Origin of the sequence: Sphingobium fluviale (assembly GCF_004122115.1) — a bacterium.
Taxonomy (GTDB): domain Bacteria; phylum Pseudomonadota; class Alphaproteobacteria; order Sphingomonadales; family Sphingomonadaceae; genus Sphingobium; species Sphingobium fluviale.
In genome coordinates this window covers 64,854-88,369 of the sequence record NZ_SBKP01000003.1, presented here as the reverse complement: position 1 = coordinate 88,369, position 23,516 = coordinate 64,854, and the positions used below count along the sequence as shown (strand labels likewise).

21 protein-coding genes are annotated in these 23,516 nt (G+C 61.8%); 11 read left to right on the top strand and 10 right to left on the bottom strand.

Annotation, left to right across the window (positions count from 1 at the left end):
• Nucleotides 1-28: 28 nt before the first annotated feature.
• The 3 genes from galE to glnA all read left to right on the top strand — a co-directional run bounded on the left by galE (nt 29) and on the right by glnA (nt 3,088).
• Nucleotides 29-1,033 carry a UDP-glucose 4-epimerase GalE gene (gene galE, locus EQG66_RS04565; protein ID WP_129403361.1) on the top strand — a complete coding sequence of 335 codons (1,005 nt, stop codon included), beginning with the start codon at nt 29-31 and terminating at the stop codon, nt 1,031-1,033.
• Nucleotides 1,034-1,236: 203 nt separating this feature from the next.
• Complete coding sequence (locus EQG66_RS04560) at nt 1,237-1,575, top strand: P-II family nitrogen regulator (protein WP_129403360.1); 339 nt, start codon at nt 1,237-1,239, stop codon at nt 1,573-1,575.
• Nucleotides 1,576-1,675: 100 nt separating this feature from the next.
• Nucleotides 1,676-3,088, top strand: coding sequence for a type I glutamate--ammonia ligase (gene glnA, locus EQG66_RS04555; RefSeq protein WP_129403359.1), 1,413 nt, complete (start codon nt 1,676-1,678; stop codon nt 3,086-3,088).
• 189 nt (nt 3,089-3,277) lie between these two features.
• On the opposite strand, the gene EQG66_RS04550 is transcribed toward glnA, so the two are convergent.
• The 5 genes from EQG66_RS04550 to EQG66_RS04530 form a co-directional block, all read right to left on the bottom strand.
• Nucleotides 3,278-4,951 (bottom strand): methyl-accepting chemotaxis protein, encoded by a 1,674-nt coding sequence (locus EQG66_RS04550; RefSeq protein WP_164975583.1) that lies wholly within the window; start codon nt 4,949-4,951, stop codon nt 3,278-3,280.
• A gap of 175 nt (nt 4,952-5,126) precedes the next feature.
• Nucleotides 5,127-9,344, bottom strand: a complete 4,218-nt coding sequence (locus tag EQG66_RS04545) for a translocation/assembly module TamB domain-containing protein (protein WP_220428634.1) — start codon at nt 9,342-9,344, stop codon at nt 5,127-5,129.
• Nucleotides 9,344-11,407 carry an autotransporter assembly complex protein TamA gene (locus EQG66_RS04540; protein ID WP_129403357.1) on the bottom strand — a complete coding sequence of 688 codons (2,064 nt, stop codon included), beginning with the start codon at nt 11,405-11,407 and terminating at the stop codon, nt 9,344-9,346. The genes EQG66_RS04545 and EQG66_RS04540 overlap by 1 nt, the downstream gene beginning before the upstream one ends.
• A 162-nt stretch (nt 11,408-11,569) precedes the next feature.
• On the bottom strand, nt 11,570-12,067 hold the full coding sequence (locus EQG66_RS04535; protein WP_129403356.1) for a DUF1465 family protein: 498 nt from the start codon (nt 12,065-12,067) through the stop codon (nt 11,570-11,572).
• Nucleotides 12,068-12,163: 96 nt separating this feature from the next.
• On the bottom strand, nt 12,164-12,343 hold the full coding sequence (locus tag EQG66_RS04530; protein WP_129403355.1) for a YdcH family protein: 180 nt from the start codon (nt 12,341-12,343) through the stop codon (nt 12,164-12,166).
• A gap of 177 nt (nt 12,344-12,520) precedes the next feature.
• Between EQG66_RS04530 and EQG66_RS04525 the strand changes: the two genes are divergently transcribed.
• Complete coding sequence (locus EQG66_RS04525) at nt 12,521-12,676, top strand: DUF465 domain-containing protein (protein WP_129403354.1); 156 nt, start codon at nt 12,521-12,523, stop codon at nt 12,674-12,676.
• A gap of 36 nt (nt 12,677-12,712) precedes the next feature.
• Here the strand turns inward: EQG66_RS04525 and EQG66_RS04520 are convergent, their stop codons facing one another.
• From EQG66_RS04520 to EQG66_RS04510, 3 genes are all read right to left on the bottom strand, one after another.
• Nucleotides 12,713-13,003 carry a PilZ domain-containing protein gene (locus EQG66_RS04520; RefSeq protein ID WP_164975582.1) on the bottom strand — a complete coding sequence of 97 codons (291 nt, stop codon included), beginning with the start codon at nt 13,001-13,003 and terminating at the stop codon, nt 12,713-12,715.
• A 159-nt stretch (nt 13,004-13,162) separates the two neighbouring features.
• The gene (gene dksA / locus EQG66_RS04515; RefSeq protein ID WP_129403352.1) at nt 13,163-13,618 is read right to left on the bottom strand and encodes an RNA polymerase-binding protein DksA; all 456 of its coding nucleotides are present in this window, start codon (nt 13,616-13,618) and stop codon (nt 13,163-13,165) included.
• 418 nt (nt 13,619-14,036) lie between these two features.
• Nucleotides 14,037-14,927, bottom strand: coding sequence for a hypothetical protein (locus tag EQG66_RS04510; protein ID WP_245987865.1), 891 nt, complete (start codon nt 14,925-14,927; stop codon nt 14,037-14,039).
• Between the two features lie 141 nt (nt 14,928-15,068).
• Here EQG66_RS04510 and serS point away from each other — a divergent pair, with 141 nt between their 5' ends.
• Together serS and surE are read left to right on the top strand one after the other, a co-directional pair.
• On the top strand, nt 15,069-16,493 hold the full coding sequence (serS, locus tag EQG66_RS15525; RefSeq protein WP_129403351.1) for a serine--tRNA ligase: 1,425 nt from the start codon (nt 15,069-15,071) through the stop codon (nt 16,491-16,493).
• A gap of 89 nt (nt 16,494-16,582) precedes the next feature.
• On the top strand, nt 16,583-17,344 hold the full coding sequence (gene surE / locus EQG66_RS04500) for a 5'/3'-nucleotidase SurE (protein WP_129403350.1): 762 nt from the start codon (nt 16,583-16,585) through the stop codon (nt 17,342-17,344).
• On the opposite strand, the gene EQG66_RS04495 is transcribed toward surE, so the two are convergent.
• The gene (locus tag EQG66_RS04495; protein WP_129403349.1) at nt 17,345-17,836 is read right to left on the bottom strand and encodes a PilZ domain-containing protein; all 492 of its coding nucleotides are present in this window, start codon (nt 17,834-17,836) and stop codon (nt 17,345-17,347) included.
• A gap of 103 nt (nt 17,837-17,939) precedes the next feature.
• On the opposite strand from EQG66_RS04495, the gene rimO reads away from it, so the two are divergent.
• From rimO to argC, 4 genes are read left to right on the top strand one after another with little or no spacing between them, the layout of a single operon-like run.
• Entirely contained in the window at nt 17,940-19,331 is a 1,392-nt protein-coding gene (gene rimO / locus EQG66_RS04490; RefSeq protein WP_129403605.1) for a 30S ribosomal protein S12 methylthiotransferase RimO, read from the top strand.
• A complete protein-coding gene (locus EQG66_RS04485) occupies nt 19,328-20,734 on the top strand; it encodes a leucyl aminopeptidase family protein (protein WP_129403348.1) in 1,407 nt (468 codons plus the stop codon). Before rimO ends, EQG66_RS04485 begins: the two co-directional genes overlap by 4 nt.
• A gap of 49 nt (nt 20,735-20,783) precedes the next feature.
• Complete coding sequence (locus EQG66_RS04480) at nt 20,784-21,695, top strand: C40 family peptidase (RefSeq protein ID WP_129403604.1); 912 nt, start codon at nt 20,784-20,786, stop codon at nt 21,693-21,695.
• Nucleotides 21,692-22,621 (top strand): N-acetyl-gamma-glutamyl-phosphate reductase, encoded by a 930-nt coding sequence (argC, locus tag EQG66_RS04475; protein ID WP_129403347.1) that lies wholly within the window; start codon nt 21,692-21,694, stop codon nt 22,619-22,621. The genes EQG66_RS04480 and argC overlap by 4 nt, the downstream gene beginning before the upstream one ends.
• 300 nt (nt 22,622-22,921) lie before the next feature.
• On the opposite strand, the gene EQG66_RS04470 is transcribed toward argC, so the two are convergent.
• Complete coding sequence (locus EQG66_RS04470; RefSeq protein ID WP_129403346.1) at nt 22,922-23,131, bottom strand: hypothetical protein; 210 nt, start codon at nt 23,129-23,131, stop codon at nt 22,922-22,924.
• Nucleotides 23,132-23,332: 201 nt separating this feature from the next.
• Here EQG66_RS04470 and EQG66_RS04465 point away from each other — a divergent pair, with 201 nt between their 5' ends.
• Nucleotides 23,333-23,512 (top strand): hypothetical protein, encoded by a 180-nt coding sequence (locus EQG66_RS04465; RefSeq protein ID WP_129403345.1) that lies wholly within the window; start codon nt 23,333-23,335, stop codon nt 23,510-23,512.
• Nucleotides 23,513-23,516 lie beyond the last annotated feature (4 nt).

Genomic DNA, 23,516 nt, shown 5'->3' with positions numbered 1-23,516 from the left:
GCAGACAGATGCTGTGGAGTATGAAGTGATGCCGAACAAGCCAACCGTCCTCGTCACCGGCGGCGCCGGATATATTGGCAGCCATGCCGTGCTGGCACTGCGCGATGCGGGTTGGCCAGTTGTCGTGGTCGATAATCTCGCTACCGGCTTCCGCTTCGCAATCCCGGCTGACGTGCCGCTGGTTGAGGCTGACATCGCGGATCAGGCTGCCGTCGAGGCGGCGATGCGCGCGCATGATGTGAGGGCGGTCATGCACTTCGCCGGCTCTATCGTCGTGCCGGAGTCGGTTGAGAACCCCCTCAAATATTATCAGAATAACACGGCGAACAGCCGCACATTGATTGAGAGCGCGGTACGATGCGGCGTGCCGCATTTCATCTTCTCGTCGACCGCCGCAACCTATGGCATGCCTGACGTAAGCCCGATTTCAGAAAGCTGCCCTCAGCGCCCGATCAACCCCTATGGCATGTCCAAGCTGATGACCGAGTATATGCTGGCGGATGTTTCGGCTGCGCATCCGCTGAATTACTGCGCGCTGCGCTACTTCAACGTGGCAGGCGCGGACTCGCAGGCCCGCTCCGGCCAATCCACGGCAGGCGCAACCCATCTCATCAAGGTCGCGGTTGAGGCGGCTCTCGGCAAGCGCAGCCATGTCGGCGTTTTCGGCACCGATTTCGACACAGAAGACGGCACCGGCGTGCGTGATTATATCCATGTGTCAGACCTCGCCGCCGCGCATGTGCTGGCGCTGGAGGCGCTGATCAACGAACCACAGCGCAATCATCGCCTTAACTGCGGCTATGGAAAGGGCTTTTCTGTGCTGGAGGTGTTGGATGCAGTCGACCGCGTGACCAACCTCAAGATTGAGCGGCATATCGAGGGCCGCAGGGCGGGCGACCCAGCCTCTCTGGTGTCAGACAACAGCGCAATCATGGCGACTTTTCCATGGAAACCGCGCTTTGCCGATCTAGACACCATTATAGCCCACGCTCTGGCCTGGGAACGCAAACTCACGGAAATCAGGGGCGAATAGGCGCCTGACCAACCTGCCTAAAAAACAGGCATTTCTGGACTGTCATGCTCGAATCACGGGCATTATAGACATTTCGCGCAGCATCGCGGAAAGTCCTCTCCGAGTCGCGTATCGGGCGAGTTCGCGTTGTATCCATAAGCCGTGAGGCGAATGACGTCGGGACGCAATACGGAGACGCAGAAGGAAAAAGGGGTGCTTGCTAAATGAAAAAGGTTGAGGCGATCATCAAGCCGTTCAAGCTCGATGAGGTCAAGGAAGCGCTGCACGAAGTGGGCGTTTCCGGCATCACCGTGACCGAGGCCAAGGGCTTTGGTCGTCAGAAAGGGCATACGGAGCTGTATCGCGGTGCCGAGTATGTCGTCGATTTTCTTCCGAAGGTTAAGCTGGAGGTCGTGGTGGAAGATGCGCTTGCCGATCGCGTTGTTGAAGCCATAGCGGCGGCGGCGCAAACTGGCCGCATAGGCGACGGCAAGATTTTTGTTTCCTCTATCGAGTCCGCCCTGCGCATCCGCACCGGCGAACGAGACAATGACGCAATCTGACCAGTCTCTTTTCAGGTTGGTCCCAGCCTGAACAAATACAAATTTTTTGAACTGCCGATCCGGGAAAGTCCGGTCGAAACTTTAGAAAGGGTATGCAGAAATGGCGAATTCGCCCAAAGACATTCTCAAGATGATCGAAGAAAAGGAGATCGAATGGGTCGATCTGCGCTTCACTGATCCCAAGGGCAAGTGGCAGCACCTCACCATGTGCGCGGGCGTGATGGGTGAAGATGAACTCGCCGACGGCCTTATGTTTGACGGCAGCTCGATCGAGGGCTGGAAAGCCATCAACGAATCCGACATGATCCTGAAGCCCGATCTGGACGCTGTTTACATCGACCCGTTCAGCGCCACCCCGATGATGATCCTGTTCTGCGACATCGTCGAGCCTTCTAATGGCGAACTCTATGCCCGCGATCCCCGCAGCACCGCGAAGCGCGCAGAGGCATTCCTGAAGACCACCGGCATCGGCGACACCATCTATGTCGGCCCCGAAGCTGAGTTCTTCATGTTCGATGACGTGCGGTTCTCCACCGGCTACGATGGCAGCTTCTTCAAGATCGACGACATCGAACTGCCCACCAACACCGGCCGCGAATATGAGGGTGGCAACCTTGCCCACCGTCCGCGCGCCAAGGGTGGCTATTTCCCGGTAGCGCCGGTCGACAGCTGCATGGACATCCGCGGCGAGATGGTTTCGACCATGCTCGAAATGGGCCTGCCGTGCGACAAGCATCACCACGAAGTCGCCGCCGCGCAGCACGAGCTGGGCATGACCTTCGGCACGCTGGTGACGACCGCAGACCGCATGCAGATCTATAAGTATGTGGTGCATCAGGTTGCGCAGGCCTATGGCAAGACCGCGACCTTCATGCCCAAGCCGATCAAGCTCGACAATGGCTCCGGCATGCACACCCATATGTCGATCTGGGATGGCAAGAAGCCGCTGTTCGCAGGCGACGGCTATGCCGGTCTGTCCGACATGTGCCTCTACTTCATCGGCGGCGTCATCAAGCATGCCAAGGCACTGAACGCCTTCACCAACCCGACCACCAACAGCTACAAGCGTCTGGTGCCGGGCTATGAGGCGCCTGTGCTGCTCGCTTACTCCAGCCGCAACCGTTCCGCCTCCTGCCGTATTCCTTATGGCAGCGGCTCGAAGGCCAAGCGCGTGGAGTTCCGCTTCCCGGATGCCCTCGCCAACCCCTATCTCTGCTATGCAGCGCTGCTGATGGCGGGTCTGGACGGCATCCAGAACAAGATCCACCCCGGCGATCCGATGGACAAGAACCTGTATGACCTTCCGCCGGAAGAACTATCGCTGGTTCCGACCGTCTGCGGTTCGCTCCGCGAGGCGCTGGACAGCCTGGAAGCCGATATGGACTTCCTGCTGAAGGGCGACGTGTTCACCAAGGATCAGATCGAGGCCTATATCGACCTGAAGCGCGAAGATGTAGCCGTCTGGGAAATGACGCCCAGCCCGGTCGAGTTCGACATGTACTACAGCGGCTGATTCAGCCTAGAGCGCGCTGCATTAAATCTGGATCAGTCAGCGCGCTCTAAGTTTCTGTGTTGTCGTATCGTTTTGGCGCAAAACCGGTTCCCACTTTTGCGTGCGATGCTCTAGCCTGTATAGAAAAAAGAAGGCCCGGAGGCAGCAATGCCGCCGGGCCTTTTCAGTGGGGCAGGTAATGTCGGGGAATCAGGCGGCGCGGCGCGTCTTAACCCTCGTTGCATCAGACCCATGAGCGATATGCCCGGAGCCAATGTCGAACCGGCCGACCATATCGCGCAATCTGTCTGACTCGTTTTTCAAAATGCGCGCGGCCGCGTTGCACTCTTCGCCCATCGCTGCGTTTTGCTGGGTCATACGGTCTATGCTGCCAATCGTTACATTGATCTGCTGCACACCCTCAGCCTGGCTGTTGGCGGAGTCGGCAATCATCTCGATCAAACCGGAAATATTGCCTACCCGGTCCATGATCTGTTGCAAGGCCTCGCCCGACTCACGCACCAGAGCCACGCCGCCATCAATATGCGTATTGCTGTCTTGAATCAGCGCCTTGATGTCGCGCGCCGCATCCGAACAACGCTGAGCCAATGCGCGCACCTCGTTCGCCACTACGGCAAAGCCCTTGCCCGCATCCCCGGCCCGTGCAGCCTCGACCCCCGCGTTTAGCGCAAGCAGATTGGTCTGAAATGCAATGCCATCAATAACATTGGTGATCTGCGCGATAGCATGAGCGCTCTCCTCGATGCCACTCATAGCTTCAATGGCGCGCTTGACCGTCTCGCCATTTTCATCTGCTCGCTGGCGGACATCGATCACGGTGCCATGAGCGGTGCGAGAGGCTGAGGCAGCCTCTGCCACGCGGCCGGTAAGCTGCTGCATTGCGGCGGCAGTTTCCTCAAGATTTGCCGCCTGATGCTCGGTGCGCTGCGAGAGGTCCTGCGTTGCGCTATCTATCTCTGAGGCACTGCTATTGAGCATATGGACTGAAGTAGTGACTTCTTCGATGGCCTGCCGCATTGAATCTGCAGCCTTGTTATAATTGTCACGCAGGCTGACATATTCCGCCGGGAAAGACGCCGAGATGCGATGATGCAGCACGCCAGCGCGCAGCTTTTCCAGCGCAATGCCAAGAGCCTCCACGATCATGCCCTGTGTCTCGGCCTTTTCGCGGCTTTCCTTGGCGGCCTTTTCAGCGACTGACACAACGATATCATCCAGCGCACGCGCGGCCTCGCCAATCTCGTCCTGACGGCCGGCATCGCGGCTAATATCTACCAGATCACCCTGCGCCATAGCACGCATCTGCTGCCCAAGACGGCGGATAGGACGGATCACACGGCCTTGGATGAAACCGGAAAAAAGAAGAAACAAGGCCACCATCGCTCCTGCCAGCACAAAAAGCAATGTCAGGGTCGTTGCCAGCTGGTTCTGAGCATCATTCTTGAGCTTCTGCTGATAGTCGAGCGCCATCTGGACAGTCTGGTCCACCTTGCCGCGATGTATTTCATACGCAGCCGCCAGATCGGCAAAGGCAAGATCAATACTCGCCTGATCCCCCGCCTGAACGGCAGGCAGGAATTCCGAATCGAGCACCGACCAAAATTTCATGGCTGGTTCGTGCGTATCCTGTGTAATGTGCTTTTGCAGTGTCGGATCAAAATGCGTCTCAAGCCAATAGCTGTGGCGCGCATCATAATCAGCGCGCAGCTTCTGCAGCCGCTGCGCCCGCAATGAATAGCTGGATGGATCGCGCGCAAGCAAAGACGCTTCTAGGTAAGGTTCGATCACATATTCGGGCGGTGGCAAAATATCGGCTATGAGGTCAGACGCATGCTGCGTGTTCGTCTGAATGGGGCCGCCCATGCGAATATCATTGATCCTCATGCCGCCTATGCCAATGGCAGCAAGCATGAGTACAAGAAATATTGCGGTGGCATATGAAACAAGTGCTCTGATGGTCATGTGCATCCTCTCTCGCGCACCCACACTCATCTTTTATCTTTTGTTATGGGCGCAATACACCGGCAAGGTTAACAAGCTAATAATCCTTTGAAATTCTTGCGGTAATACTTTGGCGCCCTAGTGTAGAAATACTGGAAAGCAGCGAAAGCCAGCGTGTAACCTGATATTCCAGCCGCGTAGCGGAATAGCCCTGCCCATCACTGATAAGCTCAACATAAATGCGACGGGTAATATATTTTCCCGCGCCGATTGCAGTGCCCTGCCCGCTTGTCTGGTCTGCGGGAAGAATACGCAGCCGATCCAGCCCAGCCGCCTTACGTACCGCATTAATCGGATCCAGCCCTCCCTTGCCGCCCCGCAATGAGGTGACAGCAGAGGCAAGCTGCAACGCCTCTGGCGCAGAAAGTTGGGTGATACCGGAGCCGAAGAGCAGACGAGACAGCACTTCATCCTGCGGCATGGCAGGAACACTGGTGAAAGATATGATCGGCGCCGCGCTGCTGCCGCTGATATGGATAGTCGCGTTGAGGCCGCTGAGCGCTGCTTCAGCCGTAATATCCAACTCTGGATTGGCGGGTACGCTGCCATCGAAACGCAGCTTGCCGGAAGTCAGATCGAAACGACGGCCTGCGAAATCATAAGTACCGCGCACCATCTCAGCATTTCCGACCAGCGTGGGATTGGTAACGCTACCGCCAATTGCAAGATTCATGCGCCATTCGCTGGCCAGCCCCATCCCGCTTACCATAAGGCGATTGCGCGCGCGCGCCTCAATATCGACATTCCATGCAGCACCACGATCAACAGGTGTAAAGTCTCCCTGCCGGCCATTGCGCTCAATGATCTGCAATTCAGGAATTTGCGCCACCGCAGCGGCGCGGCCGAGCATGAAACGGCTACGTATTACATCAAAATTGCCGCTGATGACGCCGCCACGGCCATCCGATCTGATAGTGATAGGCCCACTGACGGTTGCGCCGATGTCATCCCGATTCAGCAGCTCGGCATTATTGGCCTGAAGCGCCATATCTATGCCGATACCTTGTCCCAGCGAAAAATCGAAACTGCCCTGCCCGCTGACCGATCCACCGTTGCGCACAGCGCCTTCAATCTGGGAGAACACGAGCCTGGACCCATCGAACCGCGCGATAGTGCGCAGTTTCGAGAGCCGCATGCCAGTCACGGGGCTTTCCAGTGCAGCATCCTGAGTTAACAATGCGCCTGAGATAACCGGATTTGCGCCCGTCCCGCTAATATCGGCACGCAAGGAGGCCTGCCCCGTAATATCAATAATCTCTATGCGCGTCATGCGCCACACTGCTTCTGCGGGCCCTACATAGCGCAACTGCGCTTTAACAGGCGCGGCCCGCAGCCGTTCGATGATGCTGCCAGATCCCGCAAGCGGCGTAATCAGTGCCTGCGCTCGGCCTATCAAAACGCCAGACCGCGTCACCACCGCGCGCATCGCAAGCCGGTTCGTGCCGAGATCAGCGTTGAGGCCAAGATCAACCGGCGTAGATGTGCGCGTAAGGCCCGAACGGCTCAGGCCGCGAACGGTGAGGCGGGCACTGCCCGTCGGCAAGCCGCCGCGCGGATGCGCATAGTTCAGGGTTCCACTCGCCAGCCCCGCCAGCCCCATGTCGCTGTTTGACAGGTCCAGCAACGAAAGAGGCATATGCAATAATCCGAGATCAAACCGCGTCTCATTGCCGAAATGCGCGCTCTTGATCTGTGCGGCGCCACCGCCATAGCGCAACGTAACAGGATCAAGCGCCCAGCCGCCTTCGATCCGCCGCAGTTGCGCGCGCCTGTCGAGAGATATACCTCTCCCGTCCAGCGTACCGGAGAGCGCAAGACCGATTTCATCCCGTTCGACATCGGCATCAAACTGGAGATTAAATTGCCGCCCGCGCTGGCCGAGGATGGTCGCGCGCACCTTGCCCACGCCGTCTATCATATGCGCATCAGCCCCGAAGCGGTTGATACGAAAGCCACCGATCTGCGCCGCGCTGCCTGAGAGTGTGGCGTCCAGATTCGCGCCTTCAGGGTTCAGGCTCAGCTCGGCCTTGAGGCGCCCACGCAGCAAATCCACCGGCACAACGCCATCGAAATGGGCATTGTCGATACGCAGCGAGGCCGAAGCCTTCTGAACGCCGCTTTCTACCATGAGGTCCACCACACCGTGCACCGGACCCGCAAACAACAGTCGCCCGGCCAATCCACCGGGAACGATCAGCAAGCGGCCTTGCCCCTCAGATCCGCTGACATGGACGCTGCCGATGCGGATGGCACTTTGTCCCCCCCCAGGCGGCAGCTCAATCGCGCCAGTACTCTCAAATGGCCCCAGTGCCGATTGACCACGCGCTTCATACATATAGCCTGCGGGATCAGGATCGAGCACCAGTCGCACATCCGCCAGCCCCGCAACGCCGTTCATGGGCCGCGCAAGCAGCGCCTTCACGGCGGGCCGGTCCAGCTTTCCGCTAAGCATAATCTGCACCGGGCCATAGCGCGCGTGGTTCCCCGCTGCGGCGATCTGTACTGTGCCATCGGGATTGCGCACGCCAGAGCCATTGAGCATCAGCTGGGGCGCGCGAAGGGCAAGCCGCTCCAGCTGCAAACGCCCGTCACGCGACAACGATATATTGGTCTGCACCCTTGGCAATCCACCGCCCAGCGTACGCAGAAAGCTGTTATCCAGCCGGCGCACTACACCGCTTACCGTGCCTGAAACGCTGAACGCACCTTGTGCGCCGGGGGCGGCATGCAGGCGCGACTGTATATCGACAAGGCCTAGCCCGCGTATTTCCACGCCACGCACGTTGCCCGTCAGCGCCAGATCATAACGGCCGGACCTGAGGTCGAACAGCGCCACGAGTTCGCCATTCAGCCGATCAGATCTTAGTTTGAGCGGTGTTGACGTGATCACAGCCCCGTTCTTCTGCAACAGCCCCGTGACGCTGATCCGCCGCAGCACCGAGGCAAGGATATCCCCCTGCCCATCGATCCGCTCGGCAGACAGGGAGAGCGGGATGACCGTCTGCCTGCCACCCGCACCAACCCGGCCATCGCCCGTGGCGCGCACGCCATGCAATACTGTCTTGCCGAAACGCAGTTGATCGGCTTTCAACAGATAATCGAACCGTGCCTCATCAAGCGGCCCGTTGAGCCGCAATCGCGCGACGAGGGAACGCGCATCGAAATTGCGCAGCAGAGCGCCGGGCTTGCGCAGACCGACATCTATCAAGAGGTTGTCATAGCCCCAGCCATTGAGATGCAGCCCGCCCTTGAGGCTGATCGCCAGCGCATCAGATTGTGCGGAAAATGTGCCCGAAAGCAGCTTATCGGCATAGCGCCCTTCTGCGCGAACCTGCATTTGCGGCGAGGCGAGACGCGCCAGCACGCCGCGCGTGGCGATCGCGGCACCCGACACGGCCCCCTCGATCTGGAACGCGCCCTTGCGCAGTTGAATGTCCAGCCCGGCGGCAGACTTGCGATCCAGCGTGGCGACGAGGCGGCCATCCCACGCTGCCCAGTCGCCTTTTCCTTCGAGGCGCAGATTGGCGTCCTGCTTCAATCCGGCCATCGTGGCGAGCAGGCCGCGGGCGGGCGCGTCTATGGCTATTTCCACGTTGAAACGGTTTTCGTCAGGCCGGCTATCCAACAGCAGGACCAGGCTGTCGCGCCCGGAAACCGAGGAGAGTCGCATATCCAACAGCGCCTGCCCTCCGCGAATGTCCGCGTCTCCCAACAGGCTCAGCACATCGGCATGGCCGGTAACGCCCTTGCCCATCTCTAGCCGATCGACCGCTAACCGCATGATTCTAATGTCAAAATCGGGCAGTATCTTGCCCGTCTTGCCGGGGCGCAGCTTAGGCAGGCGATGGAGCTTCGCGCGCGGAATATGCAGCGTATCGATCTCCAGCCGGTTGGAAAGCCAGCCGAGCGGCCACCAATCCAGCCGCACGGCCTGCGCCTCCAGAAAGACGCCGCGCGGGTCCGAAACGCGCACATCCCGCAGCAACGCATCCTTATAGAGGCTGCCCTCGATCCGCCCGACGGAAACCCGCAGGCCCGATTGCGGCGCCCATGCCGCGATCTGCCGCGTGACGAAACGATGGCCCGGTGCGCTATCGAGCCACGCCAGCCCGCTCATGCCTGCCAAGAGCAGCACGAGCACGGCCACCGTCACGACACGGCGCGACACCCGCACCGCCCGCCACAGGCGCGACGCGCCAGCCGCCCGATCCTGCGCGCCCTCTCTGCCCGACGCGTCTTCTGCCGTCTCCGCCATCAGAACGCCTGCCCCAGCGACACGGAAACGGCAATGCGCCCGTCACCCTTCTGGGGGTTCAGCGGTGTGCCGATATCGATGCGGATCGGCCCGAAATTGGAATAATATCGCACTCCAACGCCCGCACCGTAGCGCACTTGCGACAATTTCGGCAAAAATCCGGTCGAAATATTACCCGCATCGATAAAAGGCACCACGCCGAACACGCCAAAGCGCACCCGCGCCTCCAGCGAAAATTCCGCGAGGCTCTTTCCGCCTACGGGATCGTTGTTGGTGTCGCGCGGGCCGATGGCCTGATAGCCATAGCCGCGCACCGATGCCCCACCCCCCGCATAAAAGCGCCGCGAAGGCGCGATCCGGTCTGCGGTCACACTGCCCAGGATAGAGCCCAGCCGCACCCGCGAGGCTACCACCACCTTCTCCCCCACGGGCACATAGACACTGCCATCGACCTGCGCCCGCGCATAGCTGAACGCGCCGTTCTGGTTCACCAGTTCCGGGCTGATCCGCGCGCCAAGGCGAAAGCCCCTGTGAGGATCGAGCAGATCATCGCTCGCGTCATAGCTCAGCGAAACAGGCAGCGCGGCGATATAGTAACTGCGCCTGGTCTTGGCGTCGGACCCGGCAAACACGTCGCGTTCCTGGGAAAAGCTCAGCTCCCCGCCAATGCTCCACACCCACTTCTTTTGATAGAGGATATTGGTCTGGCGCTCGAAACTGGAGGTGAGGGCGAAGGTCTTTGCCTCGAACGCATCCACATTCTGATGCCGCGCGTTAAGCCCGGCGGACAGCACATGATCCCGCTTCAGGAAATTGCCCCGGCGAAAGGTAAGCCCCGCTGCCTGCTCTTTGGTGCCAAGCAGGCCGCTGACCGTGATCGCGCCTTCGGGCGGGAAGAAGTTGCGGTGCTGCCAGCTCGCCTGAAGCCGGAAGCCCTCGCCAGTGCCATAACCCACCTCGCCCGTTACGCTGCGCATCGGGCCGGGGATGGCGGAGACGGCGATATCCACATGCTCGCCATCGCCGCTGTCGCGCGGCTTCACGGTAACGCTGGAGGCAAGACTGGTAGCGATGAGGGCACGGCGCAGATCCTCCACATCGCTGGCATTATAGACATCGCCGGGGTCAAAGCGGGCAATGCGCGAAAGGTGACGCGGCGAAAACAGCCGCCGTGGCGTATCTTCCACCACGATTGCGCCGAATTTGCGCCAGCCACCCGCGCGCACGATCATCTCCAGATCGCCCTTGCGCGTTTCATGATCGATTGTGATGACCGGCTCTTCCACCACCGCAAAGGGAAAGCCATTTTCGCTCAGCGCCAGGCTCAGCGCATCACGCCCGGCGAAAATCAGGTCGGCATCGACTGGCTGGCCCACAGCAATCGGGAAGGCAGACCGCAACAGCGGCACCCGCTCTGCCGCCACCGACAGGCCCGGCAAGGCCACACGCGACAGGGCATAGCGCTCGCCGGGGCGAACATCGAAAATCACCCGCAACCGATGGCTGGCGCCAGCCTCCTCGGCTGCGCGCACGGCAGGGCGAACCATCGCGTCATAATAGCCCTTTGCCCGCAAAAGACGATCGAGCAGCTCCGCATCCAGCCGCATCCGCCGGTTGATCTGGGCAAGGTTGGCGACCTTGCCTCGCCCCTCCTGCAATACGGAGAGAGAACTGAAACGCGAACGGAACACAGGGTCCGATATGCCCTCCAGACCGGTGAGGAGAATGGCATAACGATGCTCTGCGCCATCGTCGGCAACGGCTGGCTGCTCGCCTGCTCCGCGCACGGGCGACGCCTTATCGTCCTCGCTCTCGGCCATGTCGTCAACAATGAGTGGAGGAGAGGAAGGGGTGCTAACCTCTGTGGGCGCGTCTGGCGCGATAGTCGCCATCTCCTCAGGCAGTTTCGCCTCAAGGTCTGGCCAATCGACCCCCACATCGAGGCTGCTATCTATATCTAGGGAGAAAGCGTCGGCGTCGTTTTGGGAGGGAACCTCGGCTGGTGGAGAGACGCTGGCCTGCGCGACAGCGGCCTGCGGCGGCACGGCCAGCGCAATCGCCATGGCCACCCATGCCCCGTATCGCCAATCCGCTTGTTGTGCCGTCACTCTATGCTCAACCTCTGGCCGCGCACTATGTTCCTGACATTCAGGCAGACGCGCGGCAGGGGAACCCTAGTCAAGCACCCGTGCCGCCGCAATGCGCTATGGCGAAATAGCGCGCGGCTAAAAGCTCTTTTCGAGCCTTCCGATCAGCTCCAGCGCCGGGCTGACCGAGGCGGGCGCCTGCTCCTGCTCTGCCCGCGGCCTGCTGAGCGCCGCTTCCATCCTGCCCTGAAGGCGCAGGACGCGCTCGTAAAGCGATTGGCTGCCCTCGACCAGTTGCCGTGCGCCGCCGGGCATGACCGCCATGACCGCCATGTCCGTCTCCGCCGCCGGGCCGAGCCGATATTTGGGATCGCCCAGCGCATCCGTCGCGATCTCGCCGCGCTGCCATGCTTTCTGCGTCATCAGCCACGCGATGACATGCATCAGCCGCGTCGTCACCTTCAGCGATTCGCAGGTGAACGACAGGCGCGTCATCGTGTCATAGCGCGCTTTATCCCCCGTGCCCTGCCGGTCGAAATAGGCGCGCGCCTCGTCCGCCATCACCAGCGCCTCGATATAGAGGCCCTCGATCAGACGCGAGAACAGAGCGGGGTGCAGAGACTCGGCGGTGTGCATGAAGGGTGCCTGACACATACTGCCGCCTTTGTCAGCACAGGTACGTGGTAAACAGCGCAATACATGATGAATGTCCCGTATGGGCACGGAAATGCTTCAGGCGATAATATCGGGGATCAACTGATCTTCGAGCATGGCAATTTCATCACGCAGCATCAGCTTGCGCTTCTTGAGCCGGGCGAGCTGCAACTGATCGCGCGCGCCACTCTCGATCAGCGCCATGATTGCTGTGTCGAGATCGCGGTGCTCTTGCCGCAACAGCTCGATCCGGCGCATGATTTCCTCTGGGCTCATGCGCGGCAGGATAGCGCACATCCTATGATATGGTCCAGAGGCTACACAGTTCGGCGCAGCAACGGCGCATCATGGCGATGACATAAAAATCGCACGAGACTCTGGGCGCGAATCATGATCTACTCATACATCCAACACATTCATTTTCGGAGAATGTCTATGGAACACAGCCACATGTCTGCCCTACAGGCCAAGCGCGATGCGCTTAAGGCCAAGATTCGCCTGGAGATGAGCCGCCCCCTGCCAGACGCGCTATTGCTGGCTGACCTCAAAAAGCGCAATTTGCGGCTGAAGGAAGAGCTGCGCGGCGCCTGAGCGCCTGTCCGAAACGGACGCGCTCAATTCAAAACTCTATTTCTTGAGCGTTTGCGGAGAGGCCGCAGACGGTGCCCGGCTGCCGATTCGCCTGCGCGCTGCCGCCGGGTCGATCTCGCGGTGGAACTGGATGCCGCACCGGCCCTCCTCCACACGCATCACCTCGCCGCTCAGTTCGCCCGCCTGCCCCAGCGCGAACCGCACGATATCGCCGCGTTTCAAATCAAACGAACCTTCGGCCAACATACCTGTAGCAGACAGGTTTCTGACAATCGCCTTGCCCAGTTCCTTGCCCTGAACATCACGCAATATGGCAAGCAGGAACATGCTGTCCCGCCCACCTGATCGGGGAGAATCCCCTTCATTATATGACATTTTGCAACCCGTATTATTTTTTTCAACCTGCTCCACAGACCGTTTTTCGGCCTTGCGGAACACCCCCCTATAAGTAATTTATCAATAAATCCAAAACAACGCTGCGGATCATCAATCGTCGCGAGAGACCTTCTCCTGTCGCTCGTGGCGTTCCTGCGCTTCCAGCGTCATTGTGGCGATAGGCCGCGCTTCCAGCCGCCCCAGCGAGATCGGCTCGCCCGTTACCTCGCAATAGCCATATTCGCCCTCGTCGATGCGACGCAGCGCCGCATCGATCTTGGAGATAAGCTTGCGCTGGCGATCCCGCGTGCGCAGCTCGATCGACCAGTCCGTCTCGCTCGATGCGCGGTCGTTCATGTCCGGCTCGCGCAGAGGCTCGCTCTGGAGCACCGCAAGCGTGCCCTCTGCCTCTGCCAGTATCTGCTTTTTCCAGTCGAGCAGCCTCAACCTGAAATATTCGAGCTGCAGCGGGTTCATGAACTCTTCGTCTGCGGATGGCTTGTATCCGTCGGGCAGGGCCACGACCGCCTTTCCGTGATCGCCGGGGGTAACAGTGCTGCTCGCCATCTTTCTCTCCCGATCGCGCGGTGCAGCCCACAGAGGCTGCGTGCGCAAGCCATGCTGCCGCCGCCAGACAAGGCACCGCATGGCATGCAGCGGAAAAAGCCGAACAGACCTGCGCCAGCGCAAACCGTGCCAATACAGGACATTAAGGACGCGGCTTCATATTAGGCTTGTAAATTATCGCTTCATGATGCGGTAAACGGGGTTAATTGGCTTGCAGTTAACGGTCTATTTTGCGTTTGTGGGTATTAGGACCGCCAATGCGTGACGGGGATATCTGCCCCGTGTGACATGCGATGATGTGAGAAAAAGATATGTCGGTTAAGACGGCTGTAGCAAAATTATGCGCCTGCGCGGCGGGCGGGGCAGTGCTGGGCGGCGGCGCGGTGCACTATGCCGAGCGCCCGCGGCCGGCAGTCGTTCATTCCACCAAAAGCGCCAAGCAGGCCAAACCTGTTAAGGTTGTCCAGCGCAAGCCGATCAAGCGCAAGCAGGTTGAAAAGGCGCTACCGGTAATCGTCCAGCCCGCGCCAATCCCGTTGCCGGCGCCAGCGCCTCTGCCTGCGCCGCTGCCTGAGGTGGCGACCGGCACGAGCACCAGCGGCGGCACGCCGGTCGTATACGGCGGCGGCGGCGGTGGCTGGGGCGGCGGCTTTGGCGGCGGCGGGTTTTTCGGCGGATTCTTCGGCGGCAGCGGCGGGGGCGGCGGCAGCGTGGTCGTTACCATCTCGTCCACCACCAGCGGCGGATCGACCAGCACGTCTACCGGCGGCCTGACCTCGACCGGAGGCAGCACCTCGACCTCCACGGGCGGCCTCACCTCAACCGGAGGAAGCACGTCCACCTCGACTGGCGGATCGTCTACCTCAACCGGCGGGTCATCCACCTCTAGCGGCGGGATTTCGTCCACCTCAACCTCCAGCTCCACCAGCGGCGGGGTGAGCACTTCGACGGGCGGCGTTTCGACTTCAACTGGTGGCGTCAGCACGTCTACCGGGGGCGTCTCCACGTCCAGCGGCGTTTCCACCTCGTCCGGCAATGTTTCGACCTCGTCCTCCACCTCATCGAGCACATCGTCCGGCAACGTCAGCTCATCGAGCTTCGGTGGATCGACCAGCACGTCGACATCGACATCGACCTCCTCCTCCACTTCGTCCAGCACGTCTTCCTCCAGCAGCAGCTCAACCTCATCGAGCAGCGGCGGCACCGATGTGCCCGCTCCGCCGATGATATTGCTGTTCGGCGCGGCGGCGGCGGCGCTGGTGGCGCGGCAACGCTTCGCCAAGCGCGCAGACGCAGAGAGCGACGACATACAGGCCTGAGCGGCCTGAACGAGGCGACCCTGGGGGTGGCGTGGAGGGCTTCCGCGTCACCCCTTTTCTTATGCTTGCGCGCGCAGACGCGCGAGGGCATAGGGCGCGGGACATTCCCCGCATACCGGACGCCAAAGCCCATGCACGATATCCGCTCCATCCGCGACAATCCGCAAGCCTTCGACGCCGCGCTCGCCCGGCGCGGGCTGGACGGCATGAGCGCGCAGATACTGGATCTCGATAAGCAGAAGCGGGAACTTCAAACGGAAGCGGAAAGCCTGAGGGCCGAAAGGAAGCGCCTCTCAGCCTGTTTTGGCCAGCTAGCTGGACAAGGCCAAGGGCATACTGAAGAGGCGCTCTCTTTCAAAACAGCATCGGTAGACGTTGCACAGAAACTTTCGGATGTCGAAAGCCGCCTAGAGGCGCATCAAGACCTAGAAGACCTGCTGGCCGCCATCCCCAACCTTCCCGCCGCCGATGTGCCGGAGGGAGCCGATGAGCATGCCAATGTCGAGGTGAGCCGCTGGGGCACCCCGCGCAACTTCGACTTCGCCCCGCAGGATCATGCCGATTTCGGCCCGGCGCTGGGGCTGGACTTCGAGAGCGCGGCCGCGATGTCTGGCGCACGCTTCGCGGCGCTGCGCGGCGGCATGGCGCGGCTGCACAGAGCTTTAGCGCAGTTCATGCTCGATACCCAGACCGGGCAGAACGGCTATGAGGAGGTAAACCCGCCGCTGCTGGTGCGCGACGCCACGCTCTATGGCACCGGGCAGTTGCCGAAGTTTGAAGATGATTTGTTTTGGACCACAAAACGATTCTCCAAATCAGAACTTGCCGATAAGTTTTACAGCGATTTCGTCCGCAAGGTCGGTGAAGGCTGGGACATGGAGAAGATGCGTAACTTCTTCAAAGACCAAGCAGAAGAGACATTTAAAGAAATACCTGATCCTATCGACCGTCTTTGGCTCATCCCCACCGCCGAAGTCTCGCTCACCAATCTGGTGCGAGAGCAGATCGTGGCGGACGCAACCCTGCCCCTGCGATTCACCGCGCTCACCCCCTGCTTCCGCTCCGAAGCGGGCAGCGCCGGGCGCGATACGCGCGGGTTCATCCGCCAGCATCAGTTCGAGAAGGTGGAGCTGGTTTCCATCTGCCGCCCGGAAGACAGCGCGGCGGAGCATGAGCATATGCTAACCTCGGCGGAGGGCATATTGCAGGCGCTCGGCCTGCCCTATCGCAAGATGCTGCTCTGCACCGGCGACATGGGCTTTTCCGCCGCCAAGACATATGACCTCGAAGTCTGGCTGCCCAGCCAGAACTGCTATCGCGAGATCAGCTCTGTCTCCAACTGTGGCGAGTTTCAGGCGCGGCGGATGAACGCTCGCTATCGGCCAGAGGGCGAGAAAGGCACCCGCTTCCTCCACACTTTGAACGGCTCCGGCCTTGCAGTGGGGCGCACATTGGTGGCGGTGCTGGAGAATTATCAGCAGGCGGACGGCAGCGTCATCGTGCCGGAAATCCTCGCGCCTTATATGGGCGGGATCAAGCAACTGACGCCGAGATAAATTTCTCGTCACCCTGAACTTGTTTCAGGGTCCATGGATGCTGAAACAAGTTCAGCATGACGCGATTGAGGATTAAGGAACTCCCTACCATGCGCATCCTGCTTACCAACGACGATGGCGTTCACGCCCCCGGCCTTGAAGTGCTGCTCAAGATCGCGCGGGCGATTTCGGACGATATCTGGATCGTCGCGCCGTCCGAGGAGCAATCGGGCACCGGTCACAGCCTCACCCTCACCCGGCCCCTGCGCATCCGCAAGCATGGGCATCAGCATTTCAGCGTCACCGGCACACCGACCGACGCGGTGATGATGGCGGTGAGCCACCTGATGAAGGACTGCAAGCCGGACCTCGTGCTCTCCGGCGTCAACCGCGGCGCGAATTTGGGTGAGCATGTCACCTATTCCGGCACCGTTTCCGCCGCGATGGAGGGCGCGATTTCCGGCATCCGCTCGATTGCGCTGTCTCAGGTCTACCGCAAGGAAGGCATGGGCGACGAGGTGCCGTTCGGGTGCGCCGCAGTCTGGGGCGAGCGCGTGGTACGCGCGCTGCTCAAGGCGCCTGAGGGCGAACAGATGCTCGTCAACGTCAACTTCCCCGCGATCGAACCCTCAGAGGTGCAGGGCATCCGCGTGGCGCGGCAGGGCTTTCACGATATGGGCCTCGCGCACGTGATCGAGGGCAAGGACCCGCGCGGATACCGCTATTACTGGTTCGGGCTGGACACCAGCGAGGCGGAGCAGCCGGGCACGGACCTTGAGGCGATCAACGCCGGGTATATCAGCGTGACCCCGCTGCATTATGACCTGACGCATGACGGATCGATGGCGGGACTGACGGAATTGTTCAAGTAATTACAAGCGATTGCTGATCGCAGCCATCGGCTTTTCGAGCGCGCCATACATCAACGAGCCAATGAACCCCGCACCGGCAATGCCCGCTGCCGCGATGATCACCTTCTGCATCAGCATGGCCTTGAGGCGGCTGCGCTCGGCGACCTCCTCTGGCGTCAAGATGCGCGCGCTGGTGCGGCGCTCCACCTCGGTGCCGCACTCGCCGAAGCGCGGAACTGCGCCGGGTGCAGGCGCGCCCTTGAACTGCGCGACTGGCACCCGCCCCTGCGCCAGAAGGCCGCAGCAGCCTTCATCGACCCAGCGCACCTGCCCGACGACGACAGCGCTGCCCCGGCGTATTTCTATGAAGCTGCCCCGCGGCGGAGGCGAGGGCATATGCAGCTTCATGCCCTTGGTGGAGATGTTGCGAATGGTCGCATCGACCCAGCCCGAATCCATGCGGATGCGGACCGGCAGTATCACTGGCTCTCTCGGCTCACGGGCTTTGAACATCAAGCGACCCTTTTACGGGATGTTCCGTACCCAATAATCCCATAATGTTGACAAGGCGTTATCCGATATGCACGAGCACGTGACTTTATCGGCGCAAGCGGCTATGCGCCGCGCGATCATGGCAACGAAATTTCCCCCCGCCCCGAAAGTCGGCATGGTGTCGCTTGGCTGCCCCAAGGCGCTGGTGGACAGCGAGCGCATCCTCACCAAGCTGCGCGCGGATGGCTATGCCATGTCGCCCGATTATGCCGGGGCGGATGTGGTGCTGGTCAACACCTGCGGCTTCCTCGATAGCGCGAAGGAAGAATCGCTTGAGGCGATCGGCGAGGCGATTGCCGAGAATGGCCGCGTGATCGTCACCGGCTGCATGGGCAACGAGGCGGAGCTGATCCGCGCCCGCTTCCCGGATGTATTGGCCGTCACCGGCGCGCATCAATATGAGGCGGTCGTGAACGCGGTGCACGAGGCCGCGCCGCCCGTGCCCAATGCCTTTGTCGATCTGGTGCCCGAAGGCGGCCTGAAACTAACGCCTCGGCATTACAGTTACCTCAAGATTTCCGAGGGTTGCAACCATCGCTGCGCCTTCTGCATCATCCCGAGCTTGCGTGGCGATCTGGTCAGCCGCCGGGTCGATGCGGTGCTGCGCGAGGCGGAGAAGCTGGTGCAGGCTGGGACGAAGGAACTGCTCGTCATCAGCCAGGACACCTCGGCTTATGGCGTGGACACCCGCCACGAGACGCGGGAATGGCGCGGGCGGCAGGTGCGCGCACACATGACCGATCTGGCCGAGGCGCTGGGCGAGCTGGGCGTCTGGACGCGCCTGCATTATGTCTACCCCTACCCCCATGTCGATCAGGTCATCCCACTGATGGCCGAGGGCAAGTTGACGCCCTATCTCGACATCCCGTTTCAGCATGCAGCGCCATCGGTGTTGAAAGCCATGAAGCGCCCGGCGAACGAGGCCAAGGTGCTGGAGCGCATCAGGAGCTGGCGCGCGATCTGCCCGGATATCGCGATCCGCTCCACCTTCGTCGTCGGCTTTCCCGGCGAGACGGAGGCGGACTTCCAGTATCTGCTCGATTGGCTGGAGGAAGCGCAGCTCGACCGGGTCGGCGCGTTCCGGTTCGAGCCGGTCGAAGGCGCGGCGGCCAACGCCCTGCCCAATGCCGTACCCGAAGAAGTCAAGGAAGAGCGCTATGCGCGCATCATGGAGGCTACCGCGCGCATTTCCGCCGCCAAGCTGCAGGCGAAGATCGGCCGCACCCTACCCGTCATCATCGACGAGGTGGGCGAGGCGGATGAAGACGGGAGCATCGGCGCCACCGCGCGGTCCGAGGCCGATGCGCCAGAGATCGACGGCAATGTGTTCCTGCGCGATGTGCAGGCGGCACACCCCGCCCTCGCCCCCGGAGACATCATCGATGTGACAATCGAAGATGCAGACGAGCATGATCTTTACGGCGTGCCGGTTGATCCCCTACACAAGGGCGCATGACCGATTATTCAGACCTCATCCTGCCCGACAATGGGCAGGACGCCCGCTCCATCCACCTCGTTGACGCAAAGGGCTATGACGCATGGCTCTCCGCCCGGCCAGAGCGGGACCGGGCCGCCCTCGCCGCACAGAAATTTGCGGGCAAGGCGGCCAGCTTTGCTATCCTCCCCGCCGAACGCGCGGACGACTGGGCCGCAGTGGCGGGCGTGGCGGATGCGGGCACGCTCTCGACATGGTGCCTTGCCAAGCTGGCGGAAGGCCTGCCTCAGGGAAGCTATCGCGTGGAGGGCGAGGCGGAGACCGGCCCTGCCCTGTTCGGCTGGCTCGCCGCGCACTATCGGTTCGATCGCTATCGCACGAAGAAGGACGACGCGCCTGTGGGGGCGCGCGTGCTGTTGACCAAGGATATCGCGCGAATAGAGCCTGCGGTGCGGCTTGCGCGCGCAACGCATCTGGTGCGCGATCTCGTCAACACCCCCGCCGCCGATATGGGGCCGGCGGAGCTGGAAGCGGCGGCAGACAGCCTCGCCCGCGCGCATGACGCCACCCTTGTCGTCACGCAGGGCGATACGCTGGAGCAGCATTACCCGATGATCCACGCGGTGGGCCGCGCCGCCGCGCGCAGCCATGCGCCGCGCCTCATCGAGCTGACATGGGGCAACCCCGCGCACCCGCGCGTCGCCATCATCGGCAAGGGCGTGTGCTTTGACAGCGGCGGGCTGGATATCAAGCCCAGCTCGGCCATGCGCCTGATGAAGAAGGACATGGGCGGCGCGGCCCATGCGCTGGCGCTGGCGCAGCTCATCATCGAGAGCCGCTTGCCGGTGCGGCTGCACATGCTGATCCCGGCGGTGGAAAACGCGATTGCGGGCAATGCCTTCCGCCCCGGCGATGTGCTTGCCACCCGCAACGGCATGACGGTGGAGATCGGCAATACCGACGCCGAAGGGCGGCTGGTGCTGGGCGATGCGATCACCAAGGCGTGCGAGGACGCGCCCGAGCTGATCCTCGATTTCGCGACGCTGACCGGCGCGGCGCGGGTTGCCCTCGGCCCGGATCTGCCTGCGCTGTTCGCCAATGACGACGCTCTGGCGGGAGAGCTTGCCCAAGCGGGCGAAGCGATCGATGACCCGGTCTGGCGGCTGCCCTTGTGGGACGGCTATGAGGATATGCTGAAATCCGACATTGCCGACATCGCCAATGCGGGAGACAGCGGCTTTGCAGGGGCCATCACCGCCGCGTTGTTTTTGAAGAAGTTCGTGAACGGCAGCGACGCGCACTGGGCGCATTTCGATACGTTCGCATGGCGCAGCGCCGCCAAGCCGGGGCGACCCAAAGGCGGTGACGCGCTCGGCCTGCGCGCCGCCTTCGCGATGATCGAGGCGCGCTACCCACGTGTTTGAGCTAGACAAGGTCTTGACGCACCAGTTCATTCATCGCAGGGGGCAGCCGATGAACGCCGACCAGAACATGACCAAGACTATCGCGCCGAACCGCACCCGTTTTCACCTCGATGGCCGCTCGGTGAAGCTGGACCGGCGGGTGAACGCGGTGCGTGGCGATCTGGCGGATTTCAGCCTCGCGGGGGTGTTGTTTGCGCCGCATTACGCGAAGGCGGAGCCGATGCACTGCCTGAGCGCCGCCGCATTTGTGCGGGAGGCGGGCGCGGCAGATGCCCGCGCGGCGTCGCAGCTGCTGCCGGGCGAGACCTTTCATCTGCTCGATGTGACCGGCGGCTGGGCCTGGGGCTTTTGCGATCATGACGGCTATGTCGGCTATGTGGAGCGGATGGCGCTGGGCGTGGGCGCGCTTGGCCCGACGCATCATGTGACGGCGCGCAGCGCGCCGGTGTTTGCGGAAGCCGACATCAAATCGCCAGTGGTGGGTTCGCTGCCCACGGGCGCGCGCATCGCGGGTACGGCGGAAGGCAATTTCATCCTCACCGAAGCGGGCGCGGTGCATGTGCGCCATGTTCTGCCCCTCGGCGCGTTTGAGGAGGACTGGGTGGCGGCGGCGGAGCGGCAGATCGGCCAGCCCTATGTCTGGGGCGGGCGCGGCGCGGGCGGCATCGATTGCTCCGGCCTGGTTCAGCTCGCGCTGGGGCAAGCGGGCGTCAAGGTGCCGCGCGACAGCGATTTGCAACGGGAAAGCATCGGCGATGCGCTTGAGGATGACGCGCCGCTCCAGCGCGGCGACGTGATTTTCTTCCCCGGCCATGTCGGCATCATGGTCGATGCGGTGAATATGCTCCATGCCAATGCGTACTGGATGACCACGCTGATCGAGCCGCTCGATGATGTGATCGCGCGGCTGAAGCCCGATCATGACCAGCCGGTCCTCACCCGCCAGAGGGTATCGCTATGACGCATAAAATTTTCATAGACGGCGCGGCGGGCACGACCGGGCTGGAGATCCGCGAGCGGTTGGCGGGGCGGAGCGAGTTTGCGCTGATCCTGCTCGATGACGCGCAGCGCAAGGACGCATCCGCGCGGCGCCAAGCGATCAACGACGCAGACGTGGTGATCCTCTGCCTGCCGGACGATGCGGCGCGCGAGGCCGTTTCGCTCATCGCCAATGATCGCACCAAGGTGATCGACGCCTCGACCGCGCACCGCGTGGCGCCGGGCTGGACCTATGGCTTCCCTGAGCTGGTGGGGCACGAGGCCGTGGCGGGATCGAAGCGGATCAGCAACCCCGGCTGCTATCCCACCGGCTTTCTCGCGCTGGTCGCGCCGCTTGTGCGCGCCGGGGTCGTCCCCGCCAGCACGCCGCTGAGCGTCAACGCCGTCTCCGGCTATTCCGGCGGCGGCAAGAGCATGATCGCGGATTTCGAGAGCACGAGCGGCCGCCCGGCGGCGTGGTATGGCTATGGCCTTACCCTCGCGCACAAGCATGTGCCGGAGATGACGCGGCATGCGGGGCTTTCCCTGCCGCCGATCTTCGCGCCGTCCGTCGCGGATACGCTGCGCGGCATGATCGTCGAGGTGCCTGTGCATCTTTCGGCGCTGCCGGGCGCGCCCTCGCCGGATGCGGTGCGAGAGGTGCTGGGCAAGGCCTATGCGGGTTCGCGCATCGTGCGGTTTATTGAGACCTATGACGGCGCGAGCATGCCGATCGAGCGGCTGGCGGGGACAGACGGCATGGATCTGTTCGTCTTCGCCTCGCCCGATGGCGCGCAGGTGCGCCTCGTCGCCGCGTTCGACAATCTCGGCAAGGGCGCGTCCGGCGCGGCGGTGCAGAACCTTAACCTGCTGTGCGGGCTGGACGAGGCGGCGGGATTGAAGCTGTAAATCCAGCTAGAGCGCGCTGCGTTAAATCTGACGCAAGATGCGCGCTCTAACTTTTTGTTGTCGCATCGTTTTTTGCCAAAAACCGGTTCCCACTTTTTTGGCACGATGCTCTAGGGGTTGTGGGGATTCAGTTCAGATGGAGCCGGGGCCGCAGGCGACCGCAGGGCAAAAGGGGGATTTTCGAGCATCTTGAATCGAGGCACGTGACTCGATTCAACGCAGCGTACTTTAAGGTACGTGAGCACCGAAGCGCAGAAAATAGCACTTTGCAGGCCCATATGGGCTGAATCCCCACAGCCCCTAGTGGATCGTGCCCACCGGCTGCTCGATCGACAGCAGAAAGATCATCCGCTCGATCTGCCGCCAGTGGCAGAAGCGGATGTGGTTGCCCAGGTCACGGCTCTTGTCTGCGCGCGATGCAGCTTCCCGCCCCGCTTGCGCGCCAAAAGCCTTCATCAGCTCCGAAGCATCTTCGAAACTCTGGCGATCCCCCAGTATTGGAACTTGCATGATACCCCGCGTGTTTTGCGACCTTATATGGCATTCATGGTCCAAGCCCCGTGCCAGTATCGCGCGGCCACGCATTTGCACGGGGTACGAACGTCAACGCCCGGTTAGGCAAATGCCAAATCGGGACAAATGTTCTCTGGCAGGACAGGCCATGTCCCGATATGAGGCGGGGATGACGAAAACAGCGCAACGGGCAAGAGCATGAACGGGCCGGGAAACAGCAAGGCGAGCAGCGCGGGTGGATGCTTCATCGCGGGGCTGGTGCCTGCCGGTGCGGTGATCGGCGGGCTGCTGGGTCAGCCGAGCATTGGCATGCTCAGCGGATTGGGGCTGGGGATTGCCATTGCGATTGCGATCTGGCTGCGCGAGAGAAAGCGGTAATATC